The sequence below is a fragment of the Pseudomonas sp. MHK4 genome (assembly GCF_054600775.1).
The window spans coordinates 80,263-106,300 of sequence record NZ_BAAIAK010000012.1; the positions used below are offsets into that span (position 1 = coordinate 80,263).

At 62.1% G+C, this 26,038-nt stretch carries 28 protein-coding genes and 1 pseudogene; 14 read left to right on the top strand and 15 right to left on the bottom strand.

Going from position 1 to position 26,038, the window contains the following annotated elements:
• Window positions 1–28 precede the first annotated feature (28 nt).
• The 3 genes from paoC to paoA are packed head-to-tail and all read right to left on the bottom strand — an operon-like array spanning window position 29 to window position 3,812.
• Window positions 29–2,227, bottom strand: coding sequence for an aldehyde oxidoreductase molybdenum-binding subunit PaoC (gene paoC / locus ACYP2Q_RS24995; protein ID WP_459732926.1), 2,199 nt, complete (start codon window positions 2,225–2,227; stop codon window positions 29–31).
• Window positions 2,224–3,180: an FAD binding domain-containing protein gene (locus ACYP2Q_RS25000; protein WP_459732927.1), complete on the bottom strand. Its 957-nt coding sequence runs from the start codon at window positions 3,178–3,180 to the stop codon at window positions 2,224–2,226. The genes paoC and ACYP2Q_RS25000 overlap by 4 nt, the downstream gene beginning before the upstream one ends.
• Entirely contained in the window at window positions 3,177–3,812 is a 636-nt protein-coding gene (paoA, locus tag ACYP2Q_RS25005) for an aldehyde dehydrogenase iron-sulfur subunit PaoA (RefSeq protein WP_459732928.1), read from the bottom strand. The genes ACYP2Q_RS25000 and paoA overlap by 4 nt, the downstream gene beginning before the upstream one ends.
• 195 nt (window positions 3,813–4,007) lie before the next feature.
• Here paoA and ACYP2Q_RS25010 point away from each other — a divergent pair, with 195 nt between their 5' ends.
• Window positions 4,008–4,688 carry a GNAT family N-acetyltransferase gene (locus tag ACYP2Q_RS25010; RefSeq protein WP_459732929.1) on the top strand — a complete coding sequence of 227 codons (681 nt, stop codon included), beginning with the start codon at window positions 4,008–4,010 and terminating at the stop codon, window positions 4,686–4,688.
• Window positions 4,689–4,803: 115 nt separating this feature from the next.
• On the opposite strand, the gene ACYP2Q_RS25015 is transcribed toward ACYP2Q_RS25010, so the two are convergent.
• On the bottom strand, window positions 4,804–5,256 hold the full coding sequence (locus tag ACYP2Q_RS25015; protein WP_459732930.1) for a hotdog fold domain-containing protein: 453 nt from the start codon (window positions 5,254–5,256) through the stop codon (window positions 4,804–4,806).
• 145 nt (window positions 5,257–5,401) lie between these two features.
• Here ACYP2Q_RS25015 and ACYP2Q_RS25020 point away from each other — a divergent pair, with 145 nt between their 5' ends.
• Window positions 5,402–6,025 carry a TetR/AcrR family transcriptional regulator gene (locus ACYP2Q_RS25020; protein ID WP_459732931.1) on the top strand — a complete coding sequence of 208 codons (624 nt, stop codon included), beginning with the start codon at window positions 5,402–5,404 and terminating at the stop codon, window positions 6,023–6,025.
• Between the two features lie 387 nt (window positions 6,026–6,412).
• On the opposite strand, the gene ACYP2Q_RS25025 is transcribed toward ACYP2Q_RS25020, so the two are convergent.
• Window positions 6,413–7,543 carry a DmpA family aminopeptidase gene (locus ACYP2Q_RS25025; RefSeq protein WP_459732932.1) on the bottom strand — a complete coding sequence of 377 codons (1,131 nt, stop codon included), beginning with the start codon at window positions 7,541–7,543 and terminating at the stop codon, window positions 6,413–6,415.
• Between the two features lie 52 nt (window positions 7,544–7,595).
• The gene (locus ACYP2Q_RS25030; protein ID WP_459732933.1) at window positions 7,596–8,699 is read right to left on the bottom strand and encodes a polyamine ABC transporter substrate-binding protein; all 1,104 of its coding nucleotides are present in this window, start codon (window positions 8,697–8,699) and stop codon (window positions 7,596–7,598) included.
• Window positions 8,700–8,810: 111 nt separating this feature from the next.
• Between ACYP2Q_RS25030 and ACYP2Q_RS25035 the strand changes: the two genes are divergently transcribed.
• Window positions 8,811–9,587: a helix-turn-helix transcriptional regulator gene (locus tag ACYP2Q_RS25035; RefSeq protein WP_459732934.1), complete on the top strand. Its 777-nt coding sequence runs from the start codon at window positions 8,811–8,813 to the stop codon at window positions 9,585–9,587.
• On the opposite strand, the gene ACYP2Q_RS25040 is transcribed toward ACYP2Q_RS25035, so the two are convergent.
• Complete coding sequence (locus ACYP2Q_RS25040; RefSeq protein ID WP_459732935.1) at window positions 9,571–10,512, bottom strand: class I SAM-dependent methyltransferase; 942 nt, start codon at window positions 10,510–10,512, stop codon at window positions 9,571–9,573. The two genes, ACYP2Q_RS25035 and ACYP2Q_RS25040, sit on opposite strands and share 17 nt — an antisense overlap.
• A gap of 276 nt (window positions 10,513–10,788) precedes the next feature.
• Here ACYP2Q_RS25040 and ACYP2Q_RS25045 point away from each other — a divergent pair, with 276 nt between their 5' ends.
• The 5 genes from ACYP2Q_RS25045 to ACYP2Q_RS25065 all read left to right on the top strand — a co-directional run bounded on the left by ACYP2Q_RS25045 (window position 10,789) and on the right by ACYP2Q_RS25065 (window position 13,803).
• Window positions 10,789–11,406, top strand: coding sequence for a cytochrome b/b6 domain-containing protein (locus tag ACYP2Q_RS25045; protein WP_459732936.1), 618 nt, complete (start codon window positions 10,789–10,791; stop codon window positions 11,404–11,406).
• Window positions 11,403–12,188 (top strand): molybdopterin-dependent oxidoreductase, encoded by a 786-nt coding sequence (locus ACYP2Q_RS25050; RefSeq protein WP_459732937.1) that lies wholly within the window; start codon window positions 11,403–11,405, stop codon window positions 12,186–12,188. The genes ACYP2Q_RS25045 and ACYP2Q_RS25050 overlap by 4 nt, the downstream gene beginning before the upstream one ends.
• Before the next feature lie 46 nt (window positions 12,189–12,234).
• Window positions 12,235–12,501 (top strand): pentapeptide MXKDX repeat protein, encoded by a 267-nt coding sequence (locus ACYP2Q_RS25055; protein WP_459732938.1) that lies wholly within the window; start codon window positions 12,235–12,237, stop codon window positions 12,499–12,501.
• Between the two features lie 180 nt (window positions 12,502–12,681).
• Window positions 12,682–13,089, top strand: a complete 408-nt coding sequence (locus ACYP2Q_RS25060; protein ID WP_459732939.1) for a response regulator — start codon at window positions 12,682–12,684, stop codon at window positions 13,087–13,089.
• Window positions 13,090–13,188: 99 nt separating this feature from the next.
• Window positions 13,189–13,803, top strand: coding sequence for an HAD-IA family hydrolase (locus ACYP2Q_RS25065; RefSeq protein WP_459733035.1), 615 nt, complete (start codon window positions 13,189–13,191; stop codon window positions 13,801–13,803).
• A gap of 106 nt (window positions 13,804–13,909) precedes the next feature.
• Here the strand turns inward: ACYP2Q_RS25065 and ACYP2Q_RS25070 are convergent, their stop codons facing one another.
• Complete coding sequence (locus ACYP2Q_RS25070) at window positions 13,910–14,569, bottom strand: methyltransferase family protein (RefSeq protein WP_459732940.1); 660 nt, start codon at window positions 14,567–14,569, stop codon at window positions 13,910–13,912.
• A 27-nt stretch (window positions 14,570–14,596) separates the two neighbouring features.
• Window positions 14,597–15,541: a GlxA family transcriptional regulator gene (locus ACYP2Q_RS25075; RefSeq protein ID WP_459732941.1), complete on the bottom strand. Its 945-nt coding sequence runs from the start codon at window positions 15,539–15,541 to the stop codon at window positions 14,597–14,599.
• Between the two features lie 125 nt (window positions 15,542–15,666).
• Here ACYP2Q_RS25075 and ACYP2Q_RS25080 point away from each other — a divergent pair, with 125 nt between their 5' ends.
• On the top strand, window positions 15,667–16,458 hold the full coding sequence (locus ACYP2Q_RS25080) for an SDR family NAD(P)-dependent oxidoreductase (RefSeq protein WP_459732942.1): 792 nt from the start codon (window positions 15,667–15,669) through the stop codon (window positions 16,456–16,458).
• A 72-nt stretch (window positions 16,459–16,530) separates the two neighbouring features.
• Here the strand turns inward: ACYP2Q_RS25080 and ACYP2Q_RS25085 are convergent, their stop codons facing one another.
• Together ACYP2Q_RS25085 and ACYP2Q_RS25090 are read right to left on the bottom strand one after the other, a co-directional pair.
• Window positions 16,531–16,839 (bottom strand): DUF2388 domain-containing protein, encoded by a 309-nt coding sequence (locus ACYP2Q_RS25085; protein WP_459732943.1) that lies wholly within the window; start codon window positions 16,837–16,839, stop codon window positions 16,531–16,533.
• Window positions 16,840–16,940: 101 nt separating this feature from the next.
• Complete coding sequence (locus ACYP2Q_RS25090) at window positions 16,941–17,960, bottom strand: GlxA family transcriptional regulator (RefSeq protein ID WP_459732944.1); 1,020 nt, start codon at window positions 17,958–17,960, stop codon at window positions 16,941–16,943.
• Between the two features lie 294 nt (window positions 17,961–18,254).
• Here ACYP2Q_RS25090 and ACYP2Q_RS25095 point away from each other — a divergent pair, with 294 nt between their 5' ends.
• On the top strand, window positions 18,255–19,184 hold the full coding sequence (locus ACYP2Q_RS25095) for a LysR family transcriptional regulator (RefSeq protein ID WP_459732945.1): 930 nt from the start codon (window positions 18,255–18,257) through the stop codon (window positions 19,182–19,184).
• A 126-nt stretch (window positions 19,185–19,310) separates the two neighbouring features.
• Here the strand turns inward: ACYP2Q_RS25095 and ACYP2Q_RS25100 are convergent, their stop codons facing one another.
• On the bottom strand, window positions 19,311–19,625 hold the full coding sequence (locus ACYP2Q_RS25100; protein ID WP_459732946.1) for an NIPSNAP family protein: 315 nt from the start codon (window positions 19,623–19,625) through the stop codon (window positions 19,311–19,313).
• A gap of 12 nt (window positions 19,626–19,637) precedes the next feature.
• Complete coding sequence (locus ACYP2Q_RS25105) at window positions 19,638–20,804, bottom strand: iron-containing alcohol dehydrogenase (RefSeq protein WP_459732947.1); 1,167 nt, start codon at window positions 20,802–20,804, stop codon at window positions 19,638–19,640.
• A 155-nt stretch (window positions 20,805–20,959) separates the two neighbouring features.
• Between ACYP2Q_RS25105 and ACYP2Q_RS25110 the strand changes: the two genes are divergently transcribed.
• The 4 genes and pseudogenes from ACYP2Q_RS25110 to ACYP2Q_RS25125 all read left to right on the top strand — a co-directional run bounded on the left by ACYP2Q_RS25110 (window position 20,960) and on the right by ACYP2Q_RS25125 (window position 24,107).
• The gene (locus ACYP2Q_RS25110; protein WP_459732948.1) at window positions 20,960–21,748 is read left to right on the top strand and encodes an SDR family oxidoreductase; all 789 of its coding nucleotides are present in this window, start codon (window positions 20,960–20,962) and stop codon (window positions 21,746–21,748) included.
• Between the two features lie 258 nt (window positions 21,749–22,006).
• Window positions 22,007–23,320: an MFS transporter gene (locus ACYP2Q_RS25115; RefSeq protein WP_459732949.1), complete on the top strand. Its 1,314-nt coding sequence runs from the start codon at window positions 22,007–22,009 to the stop codon at window positions 23,318–23,320.
• A pseudogene (locus tag ACYP2Q_RS25120) lies at window positions 23,317–23,421 on the top strand (outer membrane lipoprotein carrier protein LolA); the annotation flags it as partial. The gene ACYP2Q_RS25115 and the pseudogene ACYP2Q_RS25120, both read left to right, overlap by 4 nt.
• 92 nt (window positions 23,422–23,513) lie before the next feature.
• On the top strand, window positions 23,514–24,107 hold the full coding sequence (locus tag ACYP2Q_RS25125) for a DinB family protein (protein WP_459732950.1): 594 nt from the start codon (window positions 23,514–23,516) through the stop codon (window positions 24,105–24,107).
• Here ACYP2Q_RS25125 and ACYP2Q_RS25130 read toward each other — a convergent pair.
• Together ACYP2Q_RS25130 and ACYP2Q_RS25135 are read right to left on the bottom strand one after the other, a co-directional pair.
• Window positions 24,028–24,948, bottom strand: coding sequence for a LysR substrate-binding domain-containing protein (locus ACYP2Q_RS25130; RefSeq protein ID WP_459732951.1), 921 nt, complete (start codon window positions 24,946–24,948; stop codon window positions 24,028–24,030). The genes ACYP2Q_RS25125 and ACYP2Q_RS25130 overlap by 80 nt on opposite strands.
• A 100-nt stretch (window positions 24,949–25,048) precedes the next feature.
• Window positions 25,049–26,029, bottom strand: coding sequence for a LysR substrate-binding domain-containing protein (locus tag ACYP2Q_RS25135; RefSeq protein ID WP_459732952.1), 981 nt, complete (start codon window positions 26,027–26,029; stop codon window positions 25,049–25,051).
• Between the last annotated feature and the right edge of the window lie 9 nt (window positions 26,030–26,038).

Here is a 26,038-nt window from a genome sequence, read left to right on the forward strand (position 1 = left end):
CAACCGCCAGCTGACCCACCACCAGCGCTCAAATCATCGGCGGCAATTTATCCAGCATCTTGTCCAGCGTGATCGGGTACTCGCGCACCCGAATCCCGGTGGCGTTGTACACCGCGTTGGCAATCGCCGCACTGACCCCGCAGATGCCCAGCTCGCCGACGCCCTTGGCTTTCATCGGTGAGGAAATCGGGTCGGTTTCATCGAGGAAAATCACCTCCTGGTGGGGGATGTCGGCATGCACCGGCACCTCGTAGCCAGCCAGGTCATGGTTGACGAAAAAGCCCAGGCGTTTGTCCACCACCAGGTCTTCCATCAGCGCCGCGCCGACGCCCATGGTCATCGCGCCAATCACCTGGCTGCGGGCCGAGGTCGGGTTGAGAATGCGCCCGGCTGCGCACACCGCCAGCATCCGGCGCACACGGGTTTCCCCGGTGGCGCTGTCGACCGCGACTTCGACAAAGTGCGCGCCGAAGGTCGATTGCTGATACTTCTTGCCCAGCTCGGCGAATTCGATGCTGTCCTCGGCGACGATTTCGCCGCTTTGCGCCGCATTGCGCAACGGAACGCTTGTGCCGCCAGCGTGTACCTCGCCACCAACGAATTCAGCCTCGTCGGCGTTCATGCCGAGGCGTTGCGCAACGGCCTCACGCAGTTTGACGCAGGCGGCATACACCCCGGCCGTCGAGCAGTTGCCGCCGAACTGGCCACCCGAGCCAGACGAGACGGGGAAGCTCGAATCGCCCAAGCGCACCACCACCTGGTCGAGACTGACGCCGAGCATTTCCGACGCCGTCTGCGCAATGATCGTGTAGCTGCCGGTGCCAATGTCGGTCATGTCGGTTTCCACGGTCACGGTGCCCCGGTCATCCAGGCGAACGCGTGCGCCGGACTTCACCAGCAGATTGTTGCGAAAGGCCACGGCGACGCCCATGCCGATCAGCCAGCGGCCCTCGCGCTGCGTGGCCGGTTGCGCATGCCGTTGGTTCCAGCCAAAACGATCGGCCCCGGTGCGCAGGCATTCGACCAGATGGCGCTGGGAAAAGGGCCGATCCGGTTTCGTCGGATCGACCTGGGTGTCATTGATGATGCGAAACTCGATGGGGTCGAGTTTCAGTTTCTCCGCCATCTCGTCCATGGCAATTTCCAGCGCCATCATGCCCGGCGTTTCACCCGGTGCGCGCATGGCGTTGCCTTCCGGCAAGTCGAGGGTCGACAGGCGCATGGTCACCCGGCGATTTTCCCCGGCGTACAACAATTTGCTCGGCTGCGCGGCCAGTTCCACCTTGCCGCCGGGCAGGTCGCCGGACCAGCCTTCGTGGGCCATCGCGGTGATCTTGCCGTCGCTGCCGGCACCGATGCGGATGCGTTGAATGGTCGCCGGGCGGTGCGTGCAATTGTTGAAGATCAGCGGCCGGGCCAGCGCCACTTTCACCGGCCTGCCGGCCATGCGCGCACCCAGGGCGGCAAGGACCGCGTCGGCGCGGATGAACAATTTGCCGCCGAATCCACCGCCGATGTACGGCGAGATCAGGCGCACATTTTTCTTGGGTATGCCGAGGGTGGTGGCGAGGTCCGTGACCGACCAATCGATCATCTGGTTCGATGTCCATAGGGTCAGCCGATCGCCGTCCCAGGCGGCCATCGAGGCCATGGGCTCCATCATGGCGTGGGCCTGGTCGGGCGTGGTGTAGGTGGCGTCGAGTTGCACCGGCGCCGCCGCGAAAGCCGTTTCGAAATCCCCGTGCAAGGTGTCCGCCATCTGCCCCTTGGGTTCCACCGCAGAGCCACGGGAGCTGGCGAGATCGAACGCGCCTTCGGTGGTTGAGTAGGTGATGTCCACCCGTTCCGCAGCGGCGCGCGCCTGTTCGAAGGTGTCCGCGACCACCAACGCCACGGCCTGGTGGTAGTGCTGGATCTCTGGCCCGCCGAGTAGCTTGGCGGTGTTGTATTTGCCCTTGCCGAGCTTGCCGGCATTGGCGGCGGTGACGATGGCGATCACCCCCGGTGCCGACTGAGCCGCTTGCAGGTTCATCGAAGCGATGCGTCCCTTGGCAATGGCCGAACCGACCACCACGCCGTAGGCCTGGTTCGGCGCGACGTCGTGGTGTTCGTAGGCATAGGGCGCCTGCCCGGTGGTTTTCAGTGGGCCTTCGATGCGCGGGGTGGGCTGGCCGATGACCTTGCCTTGGTCGATGAGGTTGGTGGTGGCCGGGGTTTCGAATTTCATGCCTGGGCCCTCGCTTGAGTCATCACCGAGGCGAGCGTGCGCTCGACCAGTGTCAGTTTGAAGGCGTTTTCCGGAGTGGGTGTGGCGCCGTCCAGCAGCTGTTCGGTCAGCGCTCTTGCACCTTTGGCCAGCGCTGCTTCAGCGCCTTCCACGCGCCACGGTTTGTGCGCGACGCCGCCGAGGGCAACGTGGCCGGAGCCGTCCTGCTGGATCACCGCGGCCACCGAGACCAGGGCGAATGCGTAGGAGGCGCGATCTCGCACTTTCTGGTAGAGGTGCGTGCCGCCAAGCGGCGCCGGCAAGGTCACGGCGGTGATCAGCTCGTGGGCCGCCAGGGTGGTTTCGATGTTCGGGGTATTGCCGGGCAAGCGATGCAGGTCGGCGATGGCAATCACCCGGGTCGTGCCGTCGGGTCGAACGGTCTCGACCTGGGCATCGAGCACACGCATGGCCACGGCCATGTCGCTGGGATGGGTGGCAATACAGGCGTCGCTGACACCGATGATGCCCAGTTGCCGACTGAAACCGCCGATGGCGGCGCAGCCACTGCCGGGCTGGCGCTTGTTGCAGGCTTGATGGGTGTCATAGAAGTACGGGCAACGCGTGCGTTGCAGCAGGTTGCCGGCAGTCGTGGCCATGTTGCGCAACTGGCCGGAAGCGCCAGCGAGGAGGGCGCGGGACAGCACGCCATAATCCTTGCGGATACGCGCGTCGGCGGCGAGGTCGGTGTTGCGCACCAGCGCGCCGATTCGCAGACCACCTTGCGGCGTGGCTTCGATGCGGTCCAGCGCCAGGTCGTTGACGTCGATCAGTTGCGTCGGCGTCTCGATGTCCAGCTTCATCAGGTCCAGCAGGTTGGTGCCGCCCGCGATAAAGCGCGAGCCATCGACCTGGGCGGCGAGCGAGGCGGCTTCGGCCGGCGACTTGGCGCGTACATAGGTAAAGGGCCTCATGCGCTGGCCTCCGCGACTTCGGTGATCGCCTCGATGATGTTGGAGTACGCACCGCAGCGGCAGATGTTGCCGCTCATGCGCTCTTGGAGTTCGCTGGCGATCAGCCTGGGTGGTTCGGTGAGACTCGCACTGGCGTGGCTGGGAATGCCGTCGCGGATTTCCCCCAGCACCGCCACCGCCGAGCAGATCTGCCCCGGCGTGCAATAGCCGCACTGATAACCGTCATGCTTGATGAACGCCGCCTGCATTGGATGCAGCTTGTCCGGCGTGCCGAGCCCTTCGATGGTGGTGACCTTCGCGCCTTCGTGCATCACGGCCAGGGTCAGGCAGGAATTGATCCGCCGGCCGTCGACGATCACCGTGCAGGCGCCGCACTGGCCGTGGTCGCAACCCTTCTTGGTGCCGGTGAGCTGCAGCTGTTCGCGCAACAGGTCGAGCAGGGTGGTGCGGGTGTCGAGCTCCATCACCTGTTGGGTGCCGTTGACCCAGATCGACACTTTGCCCTTGACCGGCAGCGCGGCGTTGGCGGCTGCTGCCTGCGCCGAAATGAACGGCGGAAGGATCACGGCCGCGGCTGTCACCACGCCCACGATCAGCAATTCTCGTCGGGAAATCTTCGTCACGTCGAGCATCGGTGCGTTTCCTATGGTTGATTGGCGATAACAACCCTCATCCATTGACTGACCCCGGTGGTATCGGAAATGTTCATGCGGTTTTCGGCTATAGAGTTATGCGTGAGGCTCATGAATCGATCATGGCGAGCGAGTAAACCGGTGCGGCGCGGTATGATAGGCGGGCGCACCCATTCCCCGGAGTCAGCCCCTGCAATGCCCCAGATCACCCACTACAAAACCCCATGCCCCGAGCAGGTCAATAGTCAGATCCTGCAAATGGTGGTCGACAACCTGACCGACATCAGCATGGTTGCCATCCCGCCAAGCAACCTGCTGTACAACGTCTACCAGTACGCGATCGGCTACGAGGTGCACCTGTATCTGGAGGCGTTGAACGGGGCAAAAGGGATCGGGGTGGAGTTGCTCGTCGCCACCGATCTGGATGACCCGGACAAGGTCGTCGGTTTCCTGCTGTACCTGCCGGTCAAGGACGATCCCGACGCCTGCAGCGTGGCCTACATGGCCGTGGATGCCGGCCATCGGCGACAAGGGATTGCGCGCAGGATGCTGCGCGAGATGGTCGGTCGCTACCCGCATGCGGAGCTTGCCTGCGCGGTGGCGAAGGTGCCGTATTTCGAAACGATGGGTTTTCAGGTGGTCGGTGTGCGCAGTACGCAGGTGCTGATGAACACCCGCGACCACGGCAGCGACGGCTTGATGGCGCTGCTGGATGTGGCACCGATCTACAGCTCGCTGGAGGTGCGGCAGATTCATACCTACCTGCTGCAAAAGCACGGCAAGCGGGCGATGATCGATGCGGAAAAGCAGCGAGACCGGCACCTGGATCAATTGACGCGCAAGGCCAGCGAGTTCGTCCGCGAGCGATTGGGATAAACGCGGTTAACTGTAGGAGCGAGCTTGCTCGCGATGAGGCCGCTTCAGCCAACATTGATATCGACTGACACGACCTCATCGCGAGCAGGCTCGCTCACATTGGTTTGCGTGATGCTCAGGACAACTTCACATTCATGGTGATCCGCGCCGTGAACACCTTCTTGCCTTCAACGTCGTGAATGTCCACCGGCACAATCTTGTCGCCTTCGGTGGTCCAGTCCACCGCCTCGCCGTCAGCCACCGCCGTCACATCGCTTTTGGCCTTGGCCAGGTACTCGACCGTCATGCCCTTGGGAATCCAGCGCGCGCCCACCGGGATGGACACGTCGGTCATCATTCCGGCCGCCAGTTCGGCCGCCAGTTCGGCCGCATTGCACATCGCGATCGCGTGCACGGTGCCCAGGTGGTTGGTGATTTCCTTGGCGAATGGCACCTGCACGATGGCCGAACCTTTGCGCAAATCGGAAACCAGCGGATTGATGGTGCTGAAGTACGGCGCCACCTGGCAGGCCATCTGGCTGAAGGCTTGCGGGCCGGCACTGTTGAACAGGCTGAGGAACTGACTCATGGGGTTGAAGCCTCACTGCGGGGTTGGTTAACAGAATGATGTTCCGTTACAGAATAATGTTCTGTGACGGAACAGTATTCTGTCGACGGGAAATCTGTCAACCTAGCGCCAGCCTCAACCGTTGATTTTTTGGACCGCATCCCGCATGGAAACTGCCGATTTACTCGAACGCTGCTACCCCGGCCGCCGCGCCGAACTCAAGCGCGACATCTTCAGAAAGGCCCTCAAACTGTTCAACGAGCAGGGTATCGAGGCCACCACCATCGAGATGATCCGGGCCGATTGTGATACCAGCGTAGGTGCGATCTACCATCACTTCGGCAACAAGGAGGGGTTGGTGGCGGCGCTGTTTTTCACCGCGTTGGATGATCAGGCCAAGTTGCGCGACAGCTACCTGGCCGACGCCCAAACCACCCAGGCGGGCGTGCACGCGTTGGTGCATGGCTACGTCGATTGGGTCGATAGCCAGCCCGAATGGGCGCGATTCCAGTATCACGCGCGATTTGCCGTCACCAAAGGGCCGTTCAAAGATGAGCTGGTCACGCGCAACAAGGCGCGCAACAAGCTGCTGTTCGAGTGGCTGGGGGCTTCGGCGCGGGTCGAGGTGTTGCGCGGTTATCCGCCGGAATTGCTGCCGTCATTGATCATCGGCCAGGCCGAGAGCTACTGCCGAGCCTGGTTGTCGGGCCGGGCCAAGGGCAGTCCCAAGGCGTATCGGGATCTGTTGGCAGACGCGGCTTGGCGCTCGATTGCCACCGAGGGTTACTGACGTCCACCTGTAGGAGCGAGCTTGCTCGCGATGGTCGTTAACGATAGCACTGCAACCCTGACACCTCGCGGCGTGCTCAGGTTTTTCGCGAGCAAGCTCGCTCCTACAGGGGGGGCGGTGGGTTTTGGAATGCACAAAACCCGGCCAGGTGCCGGGTTTTCAGCATCTGTGTTTCGCGCAGTTAAAAAAGAGCCTCAAAGCTCTTTGATGGGGAGAAGTGGAGCCGTTGAGGCTCAAGATGCGCATGAAGCAGGCGGTGAGCTTGATAGGGGTTCAGTGCACTCACCACCTGCGCAACGGCTTGGACAAGCAAGCGGCTGCGCAACTCCATCGTAGGAAGATGGGGGTTGCGCCTCAAGTACCGCTAGTCGAATCCCCCCACAACTGTCAGCTTCTACGATGGTGCTCACCGGGCCAACCGGCCTGATTCAGGGCCTTGAGCAGGATTTCGGCGTCCAGCCCCGGCACCGCGTGGCCGTTACCTTCGGTCGTATCGGCGGCGAGCAGGGCGTTGATGATGGCTTCTTCAACGGCTTCGGTGGCCGCCAGGAACAATTCGCTGATGTGATCGTTGTTGACCATCCTCAGGTTGTCGCAGGTCGGCGCTTTTTTGCTCTCGTAGGCCGCCGGTGGTACATGCTGGTTGCCGGTGGCGAACGCGATGAAGATGTCGCCGCTGTGGTCTTCATTGCCGCCCCCGGTGCGGGCCAGGCCGAGGCTGGCGCGCTGGGCCAGGCGCGTGCATTGGTGCGGCAGCAACGGCGCATCGGTGGCCAGGCAGACCACGATCGACCCCATGCCCGGATGCGGCAGGGAAGCCTTGAGAAACGGCGAGTCGACCTGTTCCATGTATCGGCCGACCGGGTAGCCATCGACACGCAACTCATTGCGAATGCCATGGTTGGCCTGAACGATCACGCCCACCGTCCAGCCGCCCTGGGCACTGTTCAAGCGTCGCGAGGCGGTGCCGATGCCGCCCTTGAACTCGTGGCAGATCATGCCGCTGCCGCCGCCGACATTGCCTTCGGTTACAGGGCCACCCACCGCCGAGCGCAACGCTTGTGCCACATGCTCGACCTTGACGTGAAAGCCGTTGATGTCATTGAGCAAGCCATCGAAGGTCTCCAGCACCACCGGCATGTTCCAGTACAACCGTCCGTCATCCGGTTGCTGCTCACGGTCGAGCACGATCAAGGCATCGCGCACCACGCCCAGGCTGTGGGTGTTGGTGAAGGCGATCGGGCTGGTCAACAGGCCCGCCTCGCGAATCCACTCCAGGCCCGTGGCATCGCCATTGCCGTTGAGCACATGGACGCCGGCGAAACACGGCTGCTGGCTGGTGGAGCCGGCACGGGGCTCGATCACGGTGACCCCGGTGATGATGTCGCGACCCTTGGCGCTGCAACCGCGCACATTGCTGTGGCCGACTCTTACGCCGGGTACATCGGTGATGGCGTTGAGGGGGCCGGGTTGCAGCTGGCCGAACTGGATGTTGAGGTCGCGGGCACGTGGTTTCATGGTTTCTCTCATCTTCATATTCATGGCAGAAAAAGTGGAGGTTTCGGTGTGCCTACTGGCCGTTCTTGACCTTGCTCCAGATCCGCGTACGCACCCGTTCGGTCGCAGGCGGCAGGGGCTGCAGGGTGAACAAAGTGGCCAGGGCCTCGGCCGACGGATAAACGGCCGGATTGGTCCGTGTCGCCTCGGCCACCAGCGCTGTCGCGTTGCGGTTGCCGTTGGGGTAGTTGAGGTGATTGCTGACCGGGGCGATGACTTCGGCGCGCATCAGGTAGTCGATGAAGGCCAGGCCCTGTTCGGGGTGCGGCGCGTCCTTGAGCAATACCAGCGTGTCGAACCACACCGGCGCGCCTTCCCTGGGCAGGCTGTAGGCGATCTTCACGCCATTACCGGCCTGCTCGGCGGTGGCCTTGGCTTCGAGCATCGCGCCGGACCAACCGACGGCGACGCAAATGTTGCCGTTGGACAGGTCGCTGATGAACTTCGACGAGTTGAAGTAGGCGATATGCGGACGCAACTTCAGCAGCAGCGCCTCGGCCTTCCTGTAGTCCTCGGGGTTGGTGCTGTTCGGTGGCAGGCCCAGGTAGTGCAGGGCGACCGGCAGCATTTCCGAGGGCGAGTCGAGCATCGCCACGCCGCATTCGCCGAGCTTGGCCAGGTTCTCTTCCTTGAACACCAGGTCCCAGGAATCCACCGGCGCCTTATCGCCCAATGCGGCGCGCACTTTGTCGACGTTGTAGCCGATGCCGTTGGTGCCCCAAAGATACGGCACGGCGTACTGGTTGCCCGGATCGTTGTTGGCCAGTTTCGCCAGCAGATCGCTGTCCATGTTCTGGAAATCCGGCATCTGCGCGTGGGGCAGCGGGGCGAGGGCGCCCGCCTTGATCAGGGTCGGCAAACTGAAGTTGCTGGCCACCACCACGTCGTAGCCGCTGCGGCTGGTCAGCAGCTTGCCTTCGAGGACTTCGGCGCTGTCGAAGGTGTCGTAGACCGGCTGGATACCGGTGTCGCGCTTGAAGTCATGCAGGGTGGTCGGGCCGATGTAGTCATACCAGTTGTACACGTGCACGGTCGGGCCCTCGGCCGCCACCGCTGTCAGCGAGACCGCCAGACAGGCGCCAAGCCCCAGATTGAAATACGAGCGGTGACCACTCATGATGCGGCACTCCTGGCCTGCTGCAGGCCGGTGATAATCAGGAGTTTGCAGCGTATCGATCGGGGTGCTCGTTACCCATTCCCATCATGGGTTACTCGAAAGGGGTAGTGCGTGGACGCGTTGTTGAAAGAGTTACCGCTGCACCAGGGATTGGCGCGAATGTTTGCCGCCGTGGGCCAGGACGGATTCTGGCGCGCGCTGGTCGACACCTTGCGCCTGCTCGTGCCGCTGGACAACGCGCTGGTGGCGGTGATGCAGGCCGGACGAGTACCGAGGCTGCTGATCGATTTCGACTCCCGCGGCAGTGCCCACGAGCATGAAGAACTGGCTGACTACAGCGCCGGCATGTACCTGCTCGACCCGTTTTACCTGGCCGTCTGCGCCGGTATCGCCGATGGCTTGCACAGCCTCGATTCGGTGGCGCCCGATCAGTTCCAGCAGAGCGAGTACTACCTGAGCTACTTCCGCACGGTAGTGGGCGGCGACGAGTTGCAGTTCATGCTCAACCTCGACGGCGCCGTCCTCGGTTTGTCCCTGGGCCGCTCGACCCGCTTCACCCTGGAAGAACAGGGCCGCTTGCTCTGCGTGCGCGACTGGGTGCTGGCGGCGATGCGTCGGCACCTGCAATTGCTCCCGCCGCAAGGCCCGACCGGCGAGGCGGTAGCCGGGGACCTGGCGACCTTGCTCGATCGCTTCGATGCACGCCTGTCGGTGCGCGAAATCGAAACCGCGCGCCTGATCCTCCAGGGCTTCTCCAGCAAGGCCATCGCCCAGCAGATGGGCATTTCCCCGGAGACGGTGAAGGTGCACCGACGCAATCTCTATCACAAGCTCAATGTGACCGGGCATGGCGAGTTGTTTGCGTTGGTGCTCAATCCGCCAGGGTAAATACCAACGCCTTCAATCCACACTCGAGATCGGCATCCGGAAACTCTGGCGGGTTGTCCAGGCGTTGCTCGAACCGCAGGCCCGGGGCTTCACGGGTGACGCCATCGATGAGGAAATCCGCACCGAAGGCCGGGTCGTTCATGCACGCCAGCACCGTGCCCTGGGCGCTGAGCAGTTCCGGCAGGCGGCGCAAGACGCGCTGATAGTCCTTGGTCAGCAGGAAGCTGCCTTTCTGGAACGACGGCGGGTCGATGATCACCAGGTCGTACGGGCCCTTGCCGATCACTTTGCCCCAGGACTTGAACAGGTCGTGGCCGAGAAAGGTCACCTTGCCCAGGTCATGTCCGTTGAGCCGGTGATTGTCGCGTCCACGGCTAAGGGCCGGGCTGGACATGTCCAGGTTGACCACGTGGGTCGCGCCGCCTTCGATAGCCGCCACGGAGAAACCACAGGTGTAGGCGAACAGGTTCAGCACCCGTTTGCCCTGGGCGTTGGCCTTCACCCAGTCGCGGCCGTAGCGCATGTCGAGGAACAGCCCGGTGTTCTGCTTGCGCCCCAGGTCCACCCGGTATTTCAGGCCGCCTTCGACAATCGTCAGCTCGTCGATTTCTTCCCCGAGCAACCATTCGGTGGTGCTTTGCAGCAGGTAGCGATGTTGCAGCAGCAGGGTGTGTGCGCCGGATTGGCTCCACTGCGGTGACTGGGTGATCGCCAGCAGCAACTGCTTCAAGTCCTCCAGCTGTTGCGCGTCCGGTTCCTTGAACAATGCCACCAGCACCACGCCCTGCAACCAGTCGACGGTCACTTGCTCCAGCCCCGGCCAGCAGCGCCCACGCCCGTGGACCAAGCGGCGGGTTTCGACGGGGGCGGTCGCCAGGGCGGTCAGCAGGTGTTCGTTGAGGGTTGAGAGGGCTTGAGTGTTCATCGGGTCTGGGTCGGCAATTTGCGGGGGCGGCATTTAACCATAGATGCGCTTGTTACAGATTACGCAAAACCCTGTAGGAGCGAGCTTGCTCGCGATGGTCGTAAACGATGACGCTGCAAGCCTGACACACCGCGGCGCTCTCAGGTTCATCGCGAGCAGGCTCGCTCCTACAGGATGCATCGGCGAGTTATCACGATTAATTTAACTTTACGTGAGGATTTGGCGATCTTGCGGCTCCCATACTCGGCCCCAACGAACAACAACCGGGAGCCGGACATGTCGCAGTCAACTGCTTCACCCAAGGCCAGCCATCCACGCTGGCTGCGGCTTACCCATTGGCTCAACGCCCTGGCGGTACTGGTGATGGTCACCAGCGGCTGGCGCATCTACAACGCCTCGCCGCTCTACGAGTTCAGCTTTCCCAACTCGATCACCCTCGGCGGCTGGCTCGGCGGCGCCCTGCAATGGCACTTCGCGGCGATGTGGTTCCTGGGCATCAACGGCCTCATCTACCTGGCCTGCAACCTGTTCAGCGGACGCCTGCAACGACGCTTTTTCCCGCTCTCGCCCAAAGGCGTGCTGCATGACCTGTGGGCCGCATTGCGCGGCAAGCTGGGGCATGCCGACCTGAGTCATTACAACCAGGTGCAACGGCTGGCGTACCTGTTCGTAATGGTCGACATCACGCTGCTGGTGCTCTCCGGACTGGTGCTGTGGAAGTCGGTGCAGTTCCCGCTGTTGCGGGAGTTGCTGTGGGGCTACGAAGGCGCGCGACGGGTGCATTTCTTCGCCATGGCGCTGTTGGTGGCGTTTGTCGCGGTGCATCTGCTGATGGTCGCACTGGTGCCGAAAACACTGCTGGCCATGATCGCTGGTCGCAAGGAGCCTGTATGAAAAAGCGCATTGTAGATTCCGGGCTGGACGAGTCGTCCATCCTCACCGACGCCCGGCAAATCCTCGCCCCGCAGATCGAAGACCGTTCGCGCCGCTCGTTCCTGCTGCGTGGCCTGACCCTGGGCGGTGTGGCCATGTTGTCCGGTTGCAACCTCACCGACAACGACAGCGTCGAGACCGCGTTGTCGTCCATGTCGCGCTTCAACGACCGGGTGCAAGGCTGGCTGTTCAATCCCAATGCCATGGCGCCGACCTATCCGGCGTCGATGATCACCCGGCCATTTCCCTTCAATGCCTTCTATGGCATCGACGAGGCGCCGACGGTGGAGGAAGAAAGTTATCGACTGGAAGTCACCGGCCTGGTCGCGGACAAGCGCACTTGGCGCCTCGAAGAGCTGCGCGCCATGGCGCAAACCGAGCAGATCACCCGGCACATCTGCGTCGAAGGCTGGAGCGCGATCGGCCGCTGGGGTGGCGTGCGCTTCAGCGATTTCCTCAACCGGGTGGGCGCCGATACCGACGCCAAGTACGTCGGCTTCAAGTGCGCCGACGATTACTACACCAGCATCGACATGGCCACCGCGCTGCATGCGCAAACCCTGTTGACCCTGACCTATGACGGCGCCGTGCTGCCGCGCGAGTACGGTTTCCCGATGAAGCTGCGCATGCCCACCAAGCTCGGCTACAAGAATCCCAAGCATATCCAGGCGATTTTCGTCAGCAACACCTACAGCGGCGGCTACTGGGAAGACCAGGGCTACAACTGGTTCGGTGGCAGCTGACGAAACCCCGGCAATTTCCCACACCCCTGCATCAAGGAGTTTCATCATGAAAAAGTTGACCACCGTCGTTCTGTCCATGTGCCTGGCCGTAGGCGCTGCCAGTGTTTTTGCTGCTGACACCATGAGCAACGATTCGATGTCCAAGGACGCCATGTCCAAAGACGCGATGAAGAAAGACACGATGTCCAAGGATGCAATGTCCAAGGACGCCATGAAAAAAGACGCGATGTCCAAGGATGCCATGAGCAAGGACGGTATGAAGAAAGATGCCATGTCCAAGGACGCGATGAAAAAGGACGCCATGTCCCAGTAACGCCAATCCTTTCCTTGGGGGGAGCTGGAGTCTTGCCCCTCAAGTACAAAGCCTCGCAAACACCGATTTCGTCGACCGCCTGCATCAAAAATGAATTTCCGCCGATACCGTTGCTCATACCTGTAGGTAGCGGATTTCGAGCCCGCGAAAATATTGGTGCGATCAGGGAGCAGCAAGGTCATGAGTCGAGTATCGACGGCGGGCGAAGACCTTCCTGGCGGGTTGATTCTGGTGGTTGAAGACGACCCGCTGATCCTGGAGTTTCTCTGTGAAATTCTTCAGGACGAAGGTTATGTGGTGCAGCCGCAATCGAGTGCGGATGCGGCGTCAGTGTATTTGCAGGGGCACGCCCCGGAAGTCGGGATGTTACTGACCGACATCACCATGCCGGGCACCCTCAACGGTGCCGATCTGGCCAACCTGTTCGGTGATCGCTGGCCGGACAAACCGATCATGATCATGTCCGGTTTTGAAACCCCGGAAAGTTCAGGGGTCAGGCATGAAGTGTCGTTCATCAAGAAGCCCTGGGCGCTGGGGCAACTGCTCGATTGTGTGGATGGCGCGCTGAAATCCCGCCGTACCTTGTGATCCTGTACATTGCAGTATCCGCTGATCCTTGAGAGGAAGGACCCTTTGCCTGCTTCCGACACCATTTTCGATGTTCCGTACCGCGCCTTCCTGTTCGACATGGACGGCACCATCCTCACCTCGATAGCCGCCGCCGAAAGAGTCTGGGCAAGGTGGGCCGTTCGCCATGGCGTCGATGTCGAGACCTTCCTGCCCACCATCCACGGCGCTCGCGCCATCGATACCATCAATCGCCTTGCCTTGCCCGGCGTCGATGGCGAGGCCGAAGCCGCGTGGATCACCCAGGCGGAAATGGAAGATGTAGACGGCGTTGAAGAGGTGGCTGGCGCGGCTGCTTTTCTCAAGTCGTTGCCCGCTCATCAATGGGCCATCGTCACCTCTGCACCGAGGGCGCTAGCGTTGCGGCGGATGGCTGCTGCGGGGATTCCCGAACCGGCTGTGATGGTCACCGCCGAAGATGTCAGCGCCGGCAAGCCCGACCCGGCGGGTTATCGATTGGCTGCGCAACGGCTGGGTGTCGAGATCAGGGATTGCCTGGTGTTCGAGGATGCGACGGTAGGCATCCTGGCGGCCGAGGCGGCGGGGGCGGATTTGTTGATCGTCACGTCGACGCATGAGCAGCCGATTGTGACGACGCATGCGACGTTGGCGAGTTATGACACGGTTGTTGCCCGCTTGGATGTGGACAGTTTCATCAGGCTGCAGAAAATCTGAATGTGGGAGCGGGCTTGCTCGCGAAAGCGGTGTATCAGTCGACATTTCTGTTGTATGACACGCAGCCTTCGCGAGCAAGCCCGCTCACAGTGGGATTGTGTATGGCTCAGTAGATTTTGGGGATCAATCGCCAGCTGCGGGCGCAATAAGCTTCGTATTCATCGCCAAACTGTGTCCGTAGCAGCGCCTCTTCCGAATGTATCCGCGCAATCAACGGAATCACCGTCAACGCCGCCAGCAACAATCCCACCCCCGAACGAAACGCCAGCGCCCAACCCACGGCAATCACCAGCATCCCCAGATAACTGGGGTTACGCAGGCTGCGATAGATCCCATCGGTCACCAGGCGATGGCCCGGCTGGATCGCCACCAGTCCACTGAAGCGTTTGCCCAGCACGAACACCGGCCACAGCCGCAGGGCGCCGCCGATGATGAACAGCAGCGCACCAAGCCAACGCACGCCCTCACCACCAAAGGTCCAGAAGTCGATCCGGTCGGTGTAGGCCGGCAGGAAACCACTCAACAATCCGATCACCCCGAACGCCGGCAGCACCCAGCGATTGGCCCGGTCCTCGCGTTCGCCGGAACTCAGGTTGACTTCGGTAAACAGCGAAGCGATGACCATGGCGAGCGTTGCCAGCGCCACTACCACCAAGGCTGCATGGGAGAAAAACGCTTCAAAGCCGCCCAGTGCCCAAATCGCCAGCCAGAGGTAGGCGAGGGTAGAGACGAAGGCGAAAAACGCCAGTTTGGCCGAGATTTTCATGATGTCTCCACAGGTGAACACACCCCGTCATTGTACCTCTGACCGCGCATTGCGCCTGATCACCTGGGGCGGCTGCCCGAACGCTCGAAGGAAGGCTTCGCGCATGCGCCGCGGGTCAAGAAAACCGGTTTCCACGGCGATCTGGTCAAGCGTCAGGCGCCCGCGTTCGAGCAGTTGCCGTGCCGCCTCCAGGCGCAGGTTTTCGATGGCTTTGGCCGGCGACTGGCCGGTTTCGGCGCGAAATGCCCGGCTGAACTGGCGCGGGCTCAGGCGCGCCTGTTGCGCCAGTTGTTCCACTGACAACGTCTGGGCCAGGTGTTCCCTGGCGAAGGTGAGGACCGTCTGGATGCGGTCGGATTTCGGTGCCAGTTCCAGCAGCGCAGAGTGCTGCGACTGGCCGCCGGCACGGCGGTGGTACATCACCAGCTTCTGCGCCACGGCACGCGCGAGTTCGGCACCGTGGTCCTTTTCCACCATGGCCAGTGCCAGGTCGATACCGGCGGTCATCCCGGCGGAAGTCCAGATCGCCCCGTCGATCACGTAGATCCGGTCCGCTTCCACCTTGATCGATGGAAAGCGTTCCTGCAGTTGCCGCGCGTAGGCCCAGTGCGTGGTCGCCCGGCGTCCCTCGAGCAGTCCGGCCTGGGCCATGACAAAGGCCCCGGAGCAAATCGACGCGGTGCGGCGCGCGGTCCTGGCGCTGGCACGCAAGTAGTCGAGTACGCCCTCGGGCGCCTGTTCGAGGATGGTGTCGCCGCCCACCACGATCACCGTGTCGAACAGCCGTTCACCAAACGCTTCGGTGCCGACATTCAGGCCACCGGAAGCGCGCAAGGTGCGACCGTCTTCGGACAGGACTCGCACGTCGTACAGGGCTTCGCCGGCGCTGAAGTTGGCGTACTCGAACACCGGCATCGCGGCCAGCGCCATGGACTGGAAACCCTCGAAAACCACGAATGCCACGCTGATCATCGCCAGGTCCTCAAAACGCTGATGGCAGAAAAACGTAGGTTAAACGTCATTTGAGACGGACGCGAGACCATTTATAACTGCTCACACCGGGCGATTGTCTCGCCTCACTGTGAAGGAAATTGCACATGGCTCTCTCTTCCAAGGGTACCGCACTGATCACTGGCGCTTCTTCCGGCATCGGCGCGGTGTATGCCGGCCGTCTCGCCCGGCAGGGTTACGACCTGATTCTGGTCGCTCGCAGCCAGGCAAAACTCGACGCCTTGGCCAATCGCCTCAGCGACCAGACTGGCCGCACCGTGGAGGTGGTCGCCGCGGATCTGAAAGACAAGGCTGATTTGCTGCGGGTCGAACAGATTCTGCGCAGCGACGCGAGCATCACCCTGTTGGTCAACAACGCCGGGGTTGGCGCGGTCATGCCGTTGCTCGGCAGCCCGGTGGATGACATGGAAGACATGATCAGCCTCAACGTCACCGCGCTGACACGCCTGGCTTATGCCGTGGTTCCGGGTTTCGTCGCGCGCGGAGCCGGGACCGTGATCAATATTTCCTCGATCGTCGCCATCGCCCCGGAAATCCTCAACGGCGTCTATGGCGGGACCAAGGCGTTTGTCCTCGGCCTGAGCCAATCGATGCACCGTGAACTGGCCGATAAAGGCATCCGCATCCAGGCGGTGCTACCGGGCGCGACCGCCACCGATTTCTGGAGCGAGGCCGGTAACCCGGTGGAGAATCTGCCGCAGGAGATCGTGATGTCCGCCGAAGACATGGTCGATGCTGCGCTGGTGGGGTTGGAGAAGGGCGAAATGGTGACCATCCCGGGCTTGCACGATGGTGTGCAGTGGGATCGTTATGAAGCACAACGCCAGGTGCTGTCCGGCTTGTTCGGTAGCTCGACGGCGGCGCCGCGTTATCGTTGATTGGAAAGATCGCAGCCTCGCTTCGCGAGACAGCTCCTGCAGCGAAGCGAGGTTGCGATCTTTTAATCCTGGTTACTGTCCTTCCTGAACAAGAATCGCGCGAGCCAGGTCTTCGTCGCTCGCGCTGTTGAGGTCGGGATGTTCCTGGCGGATCCGCTGCAGAACCTGCTCCAGGTAAACGCCGCGAATTGCGCCGTTACTGGCCACGAAGCTGGACGCGTCATCCCGGGCGGGAATCATCAGTTTGTGGTCCTTGAACGTCGAATACAGCGAGGCGGAAACCCCGGCCGAGGTGGCGACATCTTTTGCGTCGACATCAGCCATCGCGGAGCCGACGGGTAAGCACAGCAAAAGGGAAGAAATGATAATCAGACGGCGCATGGCGGTGTCCTCTGAAGGCGTGATGCAAAAAGGAAGTACCTCACTTTCTAGGATGCACGACGGTCGCCGAGAGTTCCCCTGTCGATGCTTGAGCCGGTTATTCAGCGCGAAAAACGGTTGCGATAATCCCGCGGCGAAACCCCCAGGTTGCGCTGGAAGGTCAGGCGCATGCGCTCTTCGTCACCGAAGCCACACAATCGGGAGATTTGATCGATGTTGCGCTCGGAGTCTTCCAGCAGGCGCCGCGCAGCCTCCACGCGCAGCACTTCCACGGCCTTGGCCGGGGTGCGGCCGGTCTTGAGTTTGTAGACCCGGGCAAAGTTGCGCGGGCTCATCCGCACCTGTTGGGCGAGTGTCTCGACGGTGAGGTCGGCACCGGACAGGTTCTGCGTGATCCACAGGTGCAGGTCGTCGAAGGCCGCGCCTTCGCTGGTTTGCGCTTGCAACAACTGGCTGTACTGGGCCTGGCCACCGGGGCGCTTGAGGAACACCACCATTTCCCGAGCCGTGAGCAGTGCCAGTTCCCGTCCGCAATCTTCTTCGACCAATGCCAGTGCCAGGTCGATGCCGGCGCTGACCCCGGCGGAAGTCCAGACTGAACCCTGCTGGACAAAGATCGCATCGTGATCGACCTCGATGGACGGATGACGCTCCTTGAGCATCCCGCACATCGCCCAATGGGTGGCGGCGCGCCGGCCTTCGAGCAAGCCGGCCTCGGCCAGCAGGAAGGTGCCGCTGCACACCGACGCGGTGCGCCTGGCTTTGCTCGAGGCCTGTTTGAGCCAGTCGACCAGGCTCAGGGAGTTGGTCATCGCCAGGATAATGGCCGGGGCACCGGGAACGATCAGGGTGTCGATCGTTTGATCGTCGAAGGCGCTCAATGGCAGGGTATCGACGGCCAGGCCCTCGGCAGTCTGGATCAGGCCACCGGTCAGGCTGGCGGTCTGCAGCTTGTAACCTTGCAGGTTGCTGCTGTCGAGGTAGCGGGATGCGGCCCAGAACACGGTTTGCGCGCCGGTCAGGTCCAGCAGGCCCATCTCGGGGTAGGCCAGGAATACGATCAAGCGCGGTTGGTCGGTCATTGATTCGAGGGTGATGGGGGGGCTGGCGATATCGTTCATGGGCTTGTGCATTAACTCGTTGGAATAATGATAATTCTCAAACGGTATAAACGTTATCGCAGCTGGTCGGCTGTCCGGATTTCAGGGTTTTATGTCCCTTGTCGGGACTGTACGAGCTGCCGCAGGCTGCGATCTTTGATCTTGATCTATAAAAAGCAAAAGTCAAAAGATCGCAGCCTGTGGCAACTCCTACAGTGAATATCCGGAACAATTGAATTGTCGATAGCTGTCTGTTTCCGCATAAAGGGCCAGCGTACCCTTGACGATTCGCTATTGAATCGAGCACCCACAGACATGGTTCCTTCTCTTGGCAGCATCGCTTCACGCTTGCGCCTCAAACAACTGCGCCTGCTGATCGCGCTGGATGACCGCGGCTCCCTGCACAAGGCCGCCGAGCAGATTTCTATTTCCCAGTCCGGCGCCACCAAGGCCCTGCAGGAAGTCGAGTCGTTGCTCGGCATGCCGCTGTTCGAACGCCAGCCCAAGGGCCTGGTGGCCAACGAAATGGGGCGTTGCATGATTCGGTATGCGCGGCTGATCTACAGCGATGTGGAGCACCTGCGCGAGGAAATGGTCAGCATCATGCGCGGCCAGGGCGGGCGATTGTCGGTGGGGGTGATCATGGGCGCGGTGCCGTTGCTGACCCGGGCATTGACCGAGCTGCGGCTCAAGCAACCGGAGCTGTCGGTGGAACTGGTGGAAAACACCAGCGCCACCTTGCTTGGTCTGCTGGATCAGGGGCGACTGGACCTGGCCATCTGTCGAACCAGCGTCGGCCAGCGCTCGGACGCCTATGACTGCATCGAACTGAGCGAAGAACCCCTGGCCGTGGTCGCCAGCAAGGATCATCCGCTGGCGAGCGCAGAGTCGTTGCAGCTGGCGCAATTGAGCGATTATCGCTGGGTGGTCTATCCCAAGGACATGCCGATGCGCCAGGCCCTGGAGCGGGAACTCAACGAGGCAGGGCTGGAGATACCGCGTTATCCGCTGGAAACCTCGTCGACCTTCGGCACCATTTTGCTGGTGCAACAGGACCCGACGTTGCTGGCGGTGATCCCGGGGGAAGTGGCCGAGTTCTGCGAAAAATTCGACCTGTTGGTGAAGTTGCCGGTGTCCTTGCGCGCGCTGATCGAGCCTTACGGCGTGATCAGCCGGGCCGGCGCCAATCTGTCACCGGCGGCGACCCTGCTGATCAACGAGTTGCAGCGCGATCTGGTGACTTGATGATCCTGTAGGAGCGAGCTTGCTCGCGATGGAGGTCAACGATGACGCGGGAAGCCTGACACCCCACAGTGCTCTCAGGTTTTTCGCGAGCAGGCTCGCTCCTACAGGGGGAGTGGTGCTTGAGGACTATTTGATCGGCGAAAACTGTGCCGGCATCAGCAGCTTCGATTCCATTTTTTCCAGCATTGGGAATGCGATCGGCACGAAGCCTTCAAGCCAGTCCGGGTCCTGGTACAGCGCGGCGCGTTTGTTGATTCGCTCGTCCAGGCTCTGGTAGGCCCAGATGTGAATGACCTGGTTGAGCTCGCCGATTTCGGTGTACCACCAGCCCACCAGCGTGGCGTAGCGGGAGATCACCGGCAGGCCGTTTTCCTCGAAGTGCTTGAGGTAGGTCTGCATCGTGCCGATCTTCAGGGTGTAGGTGCGCATTTCGTAGAACATGGGAGGGGTCTCTCAGGAATGAATGCCGTGGAAGGCGTTGCCGATGATTCGCTCGACGTCGGCAGCGGTGGTCAGGCGCGGGTTGACCAGCACGTTGCCGCTGCGCATCGAGTCGCTGACCATTTGCGCCATGTACTCCAGGTCCACGCCCAGGTCCTTGATGTTGTCGGGGATGCCGATGGCCTTGTTCAGCGCCATTACGTGCTCCACCACCTTGTGCCCGGCACGGGCAGGGCTGAGGCCGCTGACGTCTTCGCCCATGGCGATGGCGATCTCGCGGAACAGCTCCGGGCAGGCCGGCAGGTTGAATTCGATGACGTAGGGCAAAAGCGTGGCGTTGGCGATGCCGTGGGGGATGTTGAACACGCCACCGAAGGTGTGGGAAATCGCATGCACGTTGCCCAGTTTCGATTGGGCGAACGCGACCCCGGCGAGGAACGAAGCGAGCAGCATCTGTTCCCGGGCGTGCAGGTCTGTGCCAGCGAAAAAGGCCTTGGGCAGGTGCGTGCAAATCATCTTGATCGCGTGCAGGGCCAGGGCCTGGCTGATCGGGTTGGCCTGCTTCGATACATAGGATTCGATGGCGTGGGTCAGGGCATCCATGCCGGTGGCGGCGGTGATCGACGGCGGCAGCTTGAGGGTCAGTTCGGCATCGAGAATCGCCAGTTTGGGGAACAGTGCCGGGCTGATGATCACCGTCTTGAACAGGGTCCTGGTGTTGGTGAACACCGTGGACGCCGTGCACTCGCTGCCGGTGCCCGAGGTGGTCGGGATGGCAAAGATCGGCAGCGGCGGGTGCAGCAGTTTGTCGTAGCCTTCGTAGTCGAGGATGTTGCCAGGGTTGGTGGCCATGGCCGCGACACCCTTGGCGGTGTCGATGCTGCTGCCGCCTCCGACGCCGATCACCGAGTCGCAATCGTGATTCTTCAGGAAGGCGACGGCGCGCTCCAGCACATCCGTAGTGGGATTCGGTTCGACGCCGGCAAACACTTCGTAGCCAATGTCATTCTCGGCCAGCGAGGCGAAAAAGCTGTCCATCACGCCCGACGCCATCAAGCCTTGGTCGGTGACCACCAGCAGTTTTTTGCGAACATGGGGCTTGAGCAAAGCGCCGGCCTGACGCACCAGTCCGATGCCGCTTTTCAGGGTCGTGGGGAAATAAAACTGGAACGGGTTCATGGGGATCTCCGGTTTCTTGTTGGTCCGGCAACAGTAATGAGCGCCGCTGGCTGTCGATAATGAAAAGGCCTGATCCGCCGATCACTCTTTGTCATCCCCAAAGTGAGGGGTGTGCGGTGGTAACGTGAGCGCTTTGAACAGTCAGGAGCATGGTCATGGATTTGGGTATTTCGGGGCGCTGGGCGATCGTCTGCGCCGCCAGCAAGGGCTTGGGCCTGGCCTGCGCGCGGGCCTTGGCGAAGGAGGGCGTCAACCTGGTGATCAACGCCCGTGGCGATGACACCTTGCAGCGCGCCGCTGATGAGTTGCGCGGCCTGGGGCCGAACATCGAAGTGCGCACCGTGGCCGGGGACATCAGCACACCTGCGGTGCGCGAACAGGTTCTGGCGGCGTGTCCGCAGGTGGACATCCTGGTCAACAACGCCGGCGGGCCGCCACCGGGAGATTTTCGCGACTGGCACCGCGAAGACTGGCTCAAGGCGCTGGATGCCAACATGCTCACGCCCATCGAGCTGATCAAGGCCTGTGTCGATGGCATGGCCGAGCGCGGTTTCGGGCGCATCGTCAACATCACCTCCGGCGCGGTGAAGGCGCCGATCGACGTCCTCGGGCTGTCCAATGGCGCGCGCAGTGGCCTGACCGGGTTCATCGCCGGGCTGGCGCGTCAGGCGCGACTGGCGGGCAACAACGTCACGGTCAACAACCTGCTGCCGGGGCCGTTCGAGACCGAACGCCTGCACAAGACCCTGACTGCCGCCGCCGAAGCCAACGGCTCCAGTGTCGAAAGCATCGCCGAGCAACGGCGTAAAAACGTACCGGCGCAACGCTTCGGCCAGCCCGATGAGTTCGGGGCTTATTGCGCATTCATCTGCAGCGCGCAATCGGGTTTCCTCACCGGGCAAAACCTGTTGCTGGACGGCGGCAGTTACCCCGGTACGTTCTGATCGCCAGGGGATGACCGATGGTGATCCCCCAATCAGAACCCATCATTATTCAGCACTCGGGGGCGTGATTAGAGTGGGGGCGCTTGCCTGGTGCTGGTTAATCAAGACGCAAAAAACTGTGGGAGCCAGCCTGCTGGCGATAGCGGTGGGTCAGTCACATAGATGTTGAATGTGCTGCCACCATCGCCAGCAGGCTGGCTCCCACAGGGGATTGCGGGCATCGGGCAGCTCTTCTCCACAACAATAAGAGCGCCCCACATGAACAATCCGAGTGCCGAAAGCCTGGCGTTGCCAGCCGCGTCCGCTTTGATGCGCGCCACCAACGTGCGTTGGCGAATTTTCCTCATCATGCTGTTGCTGACTGCGATCAACTACATCGACCGAGCCTCGCTCTCGGTGGCCTTGCCGCTGATCTCCAGTGAGTTCCAGATCCCGCCGGCCCTCGAAGGCCTGATGCTCAGCGCGTTTTTCTGGTCTTACGCCTTGATGCAGATTCCCGGCGGCATGCTGCTGGACCGCTTCCACACCCGCCGCGTCATCGTCGTCGCCACCGTCGCCTGGGGCGCGTTCCAGGCCCTGGCTGCCGGGGCGCACAACTGGATCACCCTGTTGATCACGCGCATGGGCCTGGGCGTCGCCGAGTCGCCGATCATGCCCGCTGGCGCCAAACTCAACGGCGCCTGGCTGACGCCCAATGAGCGCGGACGCGGCGCGGTGCTGGTCGATGGCGGTGCGCCGCTGGGCAGCGCCTTCGGTGCGATCATCATTGCCGGGCTGATCGGCTGGTTCGACTCCTGGCGCATCGCGTTCGTGATCGCCGGGGTCGGCACCATGCTCGCTGGCGTGCTGGCCTGGAAATACATTCGCAACCACCCCAGCGAACACCCCGGTGTCAATGCCGCTGAACTTGCGCACATCACTGCAGGCAACGCCACGGTCAGCCAGCCCGGCGCGGTCACCAGCATCGCGTTCAAGGAACTGCTCAAGGACCGTTCGGTGCTGGCGATGTTCGCGGGCTACTGCTGCATTCTCAGCGTGTTCTATGGCCTGTTGACCTGGATGCCTAGCTACTTGCACCAAACCCACGGCCTGAACATTTCCGGCATGGGCGGTGCGACCTTCCTGATTTTCATGTGCGGTTTCATCGGCGAGCTGGTCGGCGGCTATCTGGGGGATAAATGGAAATCCAGCGGCGCCTCGCCCAACCTGGTCATGCGCAGCATGTTCAGCGGTTCGGCGCTGGTCGCCGCGTTGTGCATGCTGGCCACGGCCTATACCGCCCAGGCCAGCCAGGCGATCGGTCTGCTGTGCGTGGCGATGTTTTTCATTCGCTGGTGCGGCATGTACTGGTGCATTCCATCGATCCTCGGCGGCACGTCGAAAACCGGGGTGCTGGCCGGCACCATGAATTTTTGCGGGAACATGGCCGGGGTGATCGTACCGATCCTGATCGGCCTGATCGTGCAGTTCACCGGCTCGTATTTCCTGGTGCTGATCTTCTTCGTGGTCATGGCCATGCTACTGGCGATATTCTCCAGCCTGATCGATTACCGGGAACGAGGGCTGGTCTGACTGTAGGAGCGAGCTCGCTCGCGATGGTCGTCAACGATGACGCGGGGTACCTGACTCCCCGCGGTGCCCTCAGGTTTTTCGCGAGCAAGCTCGCTCCTACAGGGGGAGGGGTGACCGATGATCAGCGGCTGCGCCGTAGCCCCCGGATAGCGCTATCCTTGGCAGATGTGCTCTTCGCCATCGGAGAAGTCTGATGATCAACGTACGCACTGCCCGCATGCTTGCCGATTACAGGCAATGGGCCAACCAGCGCCTGTTCGAGAACCTGGCGCTACTGCCGCCGGGGGAAGTCGAAAAAGAACGCGCCGGGGTCTTCAAGAACATCATCGGCACGCTCAATCATATCTACGTGGTGGACCGAATCTGGCAGGCTCACCTCGAAGGCCGAGGGCACGGCTTCAAGACCTCCCATGACCTGGTGCACCCTGAACTGGCGGTGCTGCGTCTGGCGCAACAGGACGTGGATCGCTGGTACTGCAACTGGAGCGCGCGGCAAACCGATGCCTCGCTGGACAAACCCGTCAGGTTCACTTTCGTTTCCGGTGAAAGTGGCACCATGAGTGCCGGCGCGATGCTGATGCACGTGGTCAACCACGCCAGCTATCACCGCGGCTGGGTGATCCAGATGTACTTCGACATCCCGGCCATGCCGCCAATGACGGACATGCCGATCTACCTGCGCGAGAACGACCCGCACTTCAACTCGCTCAATGCCCCGGCAGTGGCGCCGACATGTGCTCCACTATTCGCGAGCGCAACCAACGTTCTGCCGGATCGTTATCGTTGACGCCGTTCCAGACCATGGACAGTTCGGACAGGTTGATCTCGAACGGCGGGTCGTCGGCGCGCAGCTGGCTGCTGCCATCGATCAACGCGCAGGCGGCGTAATCGGGCACCGAGGCCAGCATGTCGGTGCCTGCCAGCAAGGCGCGCAAGCCCGAGAACTGCGGTACTGCCAGCACTACCCGGCGCGACCGTCCGATACGCGCCAGGTCATTGTCAATGGCGCCGCTCAAGTCCCCGGAAAACGACACCAGCGCGTGGGGACGCTCGCAGAACTCATCCAGGGTCAGCGGCCCGGGCCGGTCATCGCCACGCAACACCTTGACGCTCAGGTCCCGCAGTTTCTTGCGCTTGGCATTGGCCGGTAATTCCGTGGTGTAGCTGATGCCGACGGAAATCTCACCGCTGCCGAGCATCGACGACATCAACAGGTAATTGACCCGGCGCACCACCACCACGACGTTCTGTGCTTCTTCGCGGATCTGCTTGAGCAGCGGCGGAAACAGGCCGAACTCGGCATCGTCGGACAGACCGATGCGAAACACATCGCGGCTGATCGACGGGTCGAAATCCTTGGCCCGGCTCACCGCCCCGGAAATGGTGTCCATCGCCGGTTGCAGTTCCCTGAGAATCACCAGGGCCCGCGGGGTTGGCTCCAGCACACGGCCGTTGCGCACCAGCAACGGATCGTCGAACAGATCGCGCAATCGCGCCAGCGCCGCACTGACGGCGGGCTGGCCGAGGAACAGCTTTTCTCCGGCGCGGGTCAGGTTTTTTTCGAACATCAGGGTTTCGAAAATCACCAACAGGTTCATGTCCACGCGGCGCAGGTCGTTGCGGTTCATGGTGAAGGCTCGTTGGGTTTGAAGACTTTTTAGTAAAGCACCAAACCCTCAGGAGAGACGCGCAACCTGTGGGAGCGGGCTTGCCCGCGATGGCGGTGTGTCAAACGACATCAGTGTTGTCTGACACTCCCTCTTCGCGGGCAAGCCCGCTCCCACGGGGATTGCATTCAACCGACGGATTTCCGTCAGCCGCACCCGGCTCCGTCAGCATCTTCCTGAACGTCTCCACCAACGGCCGCAGATTGATCCGGTGCCATGCCGCCCACAGCGGCCTTGTGAGGGCGATCCACGGCACTTCCCGCAGCACCACGCCCGGTGGTGCGTTGCGGCTCAAGCCTTTCTGGATCATGGCGATGCCCAGTCCCGAGGCCACCAGGGCCATGGCGGTGAAGGGGCCGGTGGCTTCCATGTGGATGTCCGGAGTGAAACCGGCGCGGATGCACGCGCTGACGAAGTTTTCGCGGCTGCTGACATTCTGGTGGTGTTGCACGCCGATCCATTCCTGAGCGGCGAGATCTTCAGGGGTCAACAGGGTCTTCTGTGCCAGTGGATGGTGCTCGGGCAGGGCCAGCAGCATCGGATCGTCCAGCACCTGGAAACCCAGCAGGTCGGGGTCATCGTCTGTCGGCGGTTCGCTGACCAGGGCGATATCCAGACTACGCTGACGCAGGCCTTCGAGTTGTTCGGCGGAACTCTGGTTGTACAGCGCGACGTGCACGTTCGGCCGGCTTACCCGCAGCACGCGCAAGGCATTGGGCAGGACGCCGGCGTGCATGGCGTTTTCGATGTAGCCGATGCACAGGCCGCCTTCTTCGCCACGGCCCAGGCGTTTACCCAGGGATTCCAGGCGATTGGCGTGGGTCAGCAGGGCGCGGGTTTCGGCGAGGAAGGTCTGGCCGTCGCGGGTCAGGCGGATGCGTTGCTGGCTGCGCTCGAACAGGGTCAGGCCCAGGCGCTCTTCGAGCTGGGCGATCTGCCGGCTCAGGGGCGATTGGGAAATGTGCAGGCGTTCGGCGGCGCGACCGACGTGTTCTTCCTCGGCGACGGCGACGAAGTAGCGCAATTGGCGGATGTCGATCATGTCAGACCT

Excerpts from the sequence above, each read along its gene's own strand:
- ACYP2Q_RS25015 (WP_459732930.1), bottom strand. The coding sequence starts at position 5,256 with ATGAGTCAGTTCCTCAGCCTGTTCAACAGTGCCGGCCCGCAAGCCTTC.
- ACYP2Q_RS25135 (WP_459732952.1), bottom strand. The coding sequence starts at position 26,029 with ATGATCGACATCCGCCAATTGCGCTACTTCGTCGCCGTCGCCGAGGAA.
- ACYP2Q_RS25010 (WP_459732929.1), top strand. The coding sequence starts at position 4,008 with ATGCCCCAGATCACCCACTACAAAACCCCATGCCCCGAGCAGGTCAAT.
- ACYP2Q_RS25050 (WP_459732937.1), top strand. The coding sequence starts at position 11,403 with ATGAAAAAGCGCATTGTAGATTCCGGGCTGGACGAGTCGTCCATCCTC.
- ACYP2Q_RS25070 (WP_459732940.1), bottom strand. The coding sequence starts at position 14,569 with ATGAAAATCTCGGCCAAACTGGCGTTTTTCGCCTTCGTCTCTACCCTC.
- ACYP2Q_RS25130 (WP_459732951.1), bottom strand. The coding sequence starts at position 24,948 with ATGAACCGCAACGACCTGCGCCGCGTGGACATGAACCTGTTGGTGATT.
- ACYP2Q_RS25020 (WP_459732931.1), top strand. The coding sequence starts at position 5,402 with ATGGAAACTGCCGATTTACTCGAACGCTGCTACCCCGGCCGCCGCGCC.
- ACYP2Q_RS25055 (WP_459732938.1), top strand. The coding sequence starts at position 12,235 with ATGAAAAAGTTGACCACCGTCGTTCTGTCCATGTGCCTGGCCGTAGGC.
- ACYP2Q_RS25115 (WP_459732949.1), top strand. The coding sequence starts at position 22,007 with ATGAACAATCCGAGTGCCGAAAGCCTGGCGTTGCCAGCCGCGTCCGCT.
- ACYP2Q_RS25045 (WP_459732936.1), top strand. The coding sequence starts at position 10,789 with ATGTCGCAGTCAACTGCTTCACCCAAGGCCAGCCATCCACGCTGGCTG.
- ACYP2Q_RS25105 (WP_459732947.1), bottom strand. The coding sequence starts at position 20,804 with ATGAACCCGTTCCAGTTTTATTTCCCCACGACCCTGAAAAGCGGCATC.
- ACYP2Q_RS25125 (WP_459732950.1), top strand. The coding sequence starts at position 23,514 with ATGATCAACGTACGCACTGCCCGCATGCTTGCCGATTACAGGCAATGG.
- ACYP2Q_RS25075 (WP_459732941.1), bottom strand. The coding sequence starts at position 15,541 with ATGATCAGCGTGGCATTCGTGGTTTTCGAGGGTTTCCAGTCCATGGCG.
- ACYP2Q_RS25040 (WP_459732935.1), bottom strand. The coding sequence starts at position 10,512 with ATGAACACTCAAGCCCTCTCAACCCTCAACGAACACCTGCTGACCGCC.
- ACYP2Q_RS25090 (WP_459732944.1), bottom strand. The coding sequence starts at position 17,960 with ATGAACGATATCGCCAGCCCCCCCATCACCCTCGAATCAATGACCGAC.
- ACYP2Q_RS25060 (WP_459732939.1), top strand. The coding sequence starts at position 12,682 with ATGAGTCGAGTATCGACGGCGGGCGAAGACCTTCCTGGCGGGTTGATT.
- paoA (WP_459732928.1), bottom strand. The coding sequence starts at position 3,812 with ATGCTCGACGTGACGAAGATTTCCCGACGAGAATTGCTGATCGTGGGC.
- ACYP2Q_RS25095 (WP_459732945.1), top strand. The coding sequence starts at position 18,255 with ATGGTTCCTTCTCTTGGCAGCATCGCTTCACGCTTGCGCCTCAAACAA.
- ACYP2Q_RS25025 (WP_459732932.1), bottom strand. The coding sequence starts at position 7,543 with ATGAAACCACGTGCCCGCGACCTCAACATCCAGTTCGGCCAGCTGCAA.
- ACYP2Q_RS25065 (WP_459733035.1), top strand. The coding sequence starts at position 13,189 with ATGGACGGCACCATCCTCACCTCGATAGCCGCCGCCGAAAGAGTCTGG.
- ACYP2Q_RS25080 (WP_459732942.1), top strand. The coding sequence starts at position 15,667 with ATGGCTCTCTCTTCCAAGGGTACCGCACTGATCACTGGCGCTTCTTCC.
- ACYP2Q_RS25110 (WP_459732948.1), top strand. The coding sequence starts at position 20,960 with ATGGATTTGGGTATTTCGGGGCGCTGGGCGATCGTCTGCGCCGCCAGC.
- paoC (WP_459732926.1), bottom strand. The coding sequence starts at position 2,227 with ATGAAATTCGAAACCCCGGCCACCACCAACCTCATCGACCAAGGCAAG.
- ACYP2Q_RS25030 (WP_459732933.1), bottom strand. The coding sequence starts at position 8,699 with ATGAGTGGTCACCGCTCGTATTTCAATCTGGGGCTTGGCGCCTGTCTG.
- ACYP2Q_RS25085 (WP_459732943.1), bottom strand. The coding sequence starts at position 16,839 with ATGCGCCGTCTGATTATCATTTCTTCCCTTTTGCTGTGCTTACCCGTC.
- ACYP2Q_RS25100 (WP_459732946.1), bottom strand. The coding sequence starts at position 19,625 with ATGTTCTACGAAATGCGCACCTACACCCTGAAGATCGGCACGATGCAG.
- ACYP2Q_RS25000 (WP_459732927.1), bottom strand. The coding sequence starts at position 3,180 with ATGAGGCCCTTTACCTATGTACGCGCCAAGTCGCCGGCCGAAGCCGCC.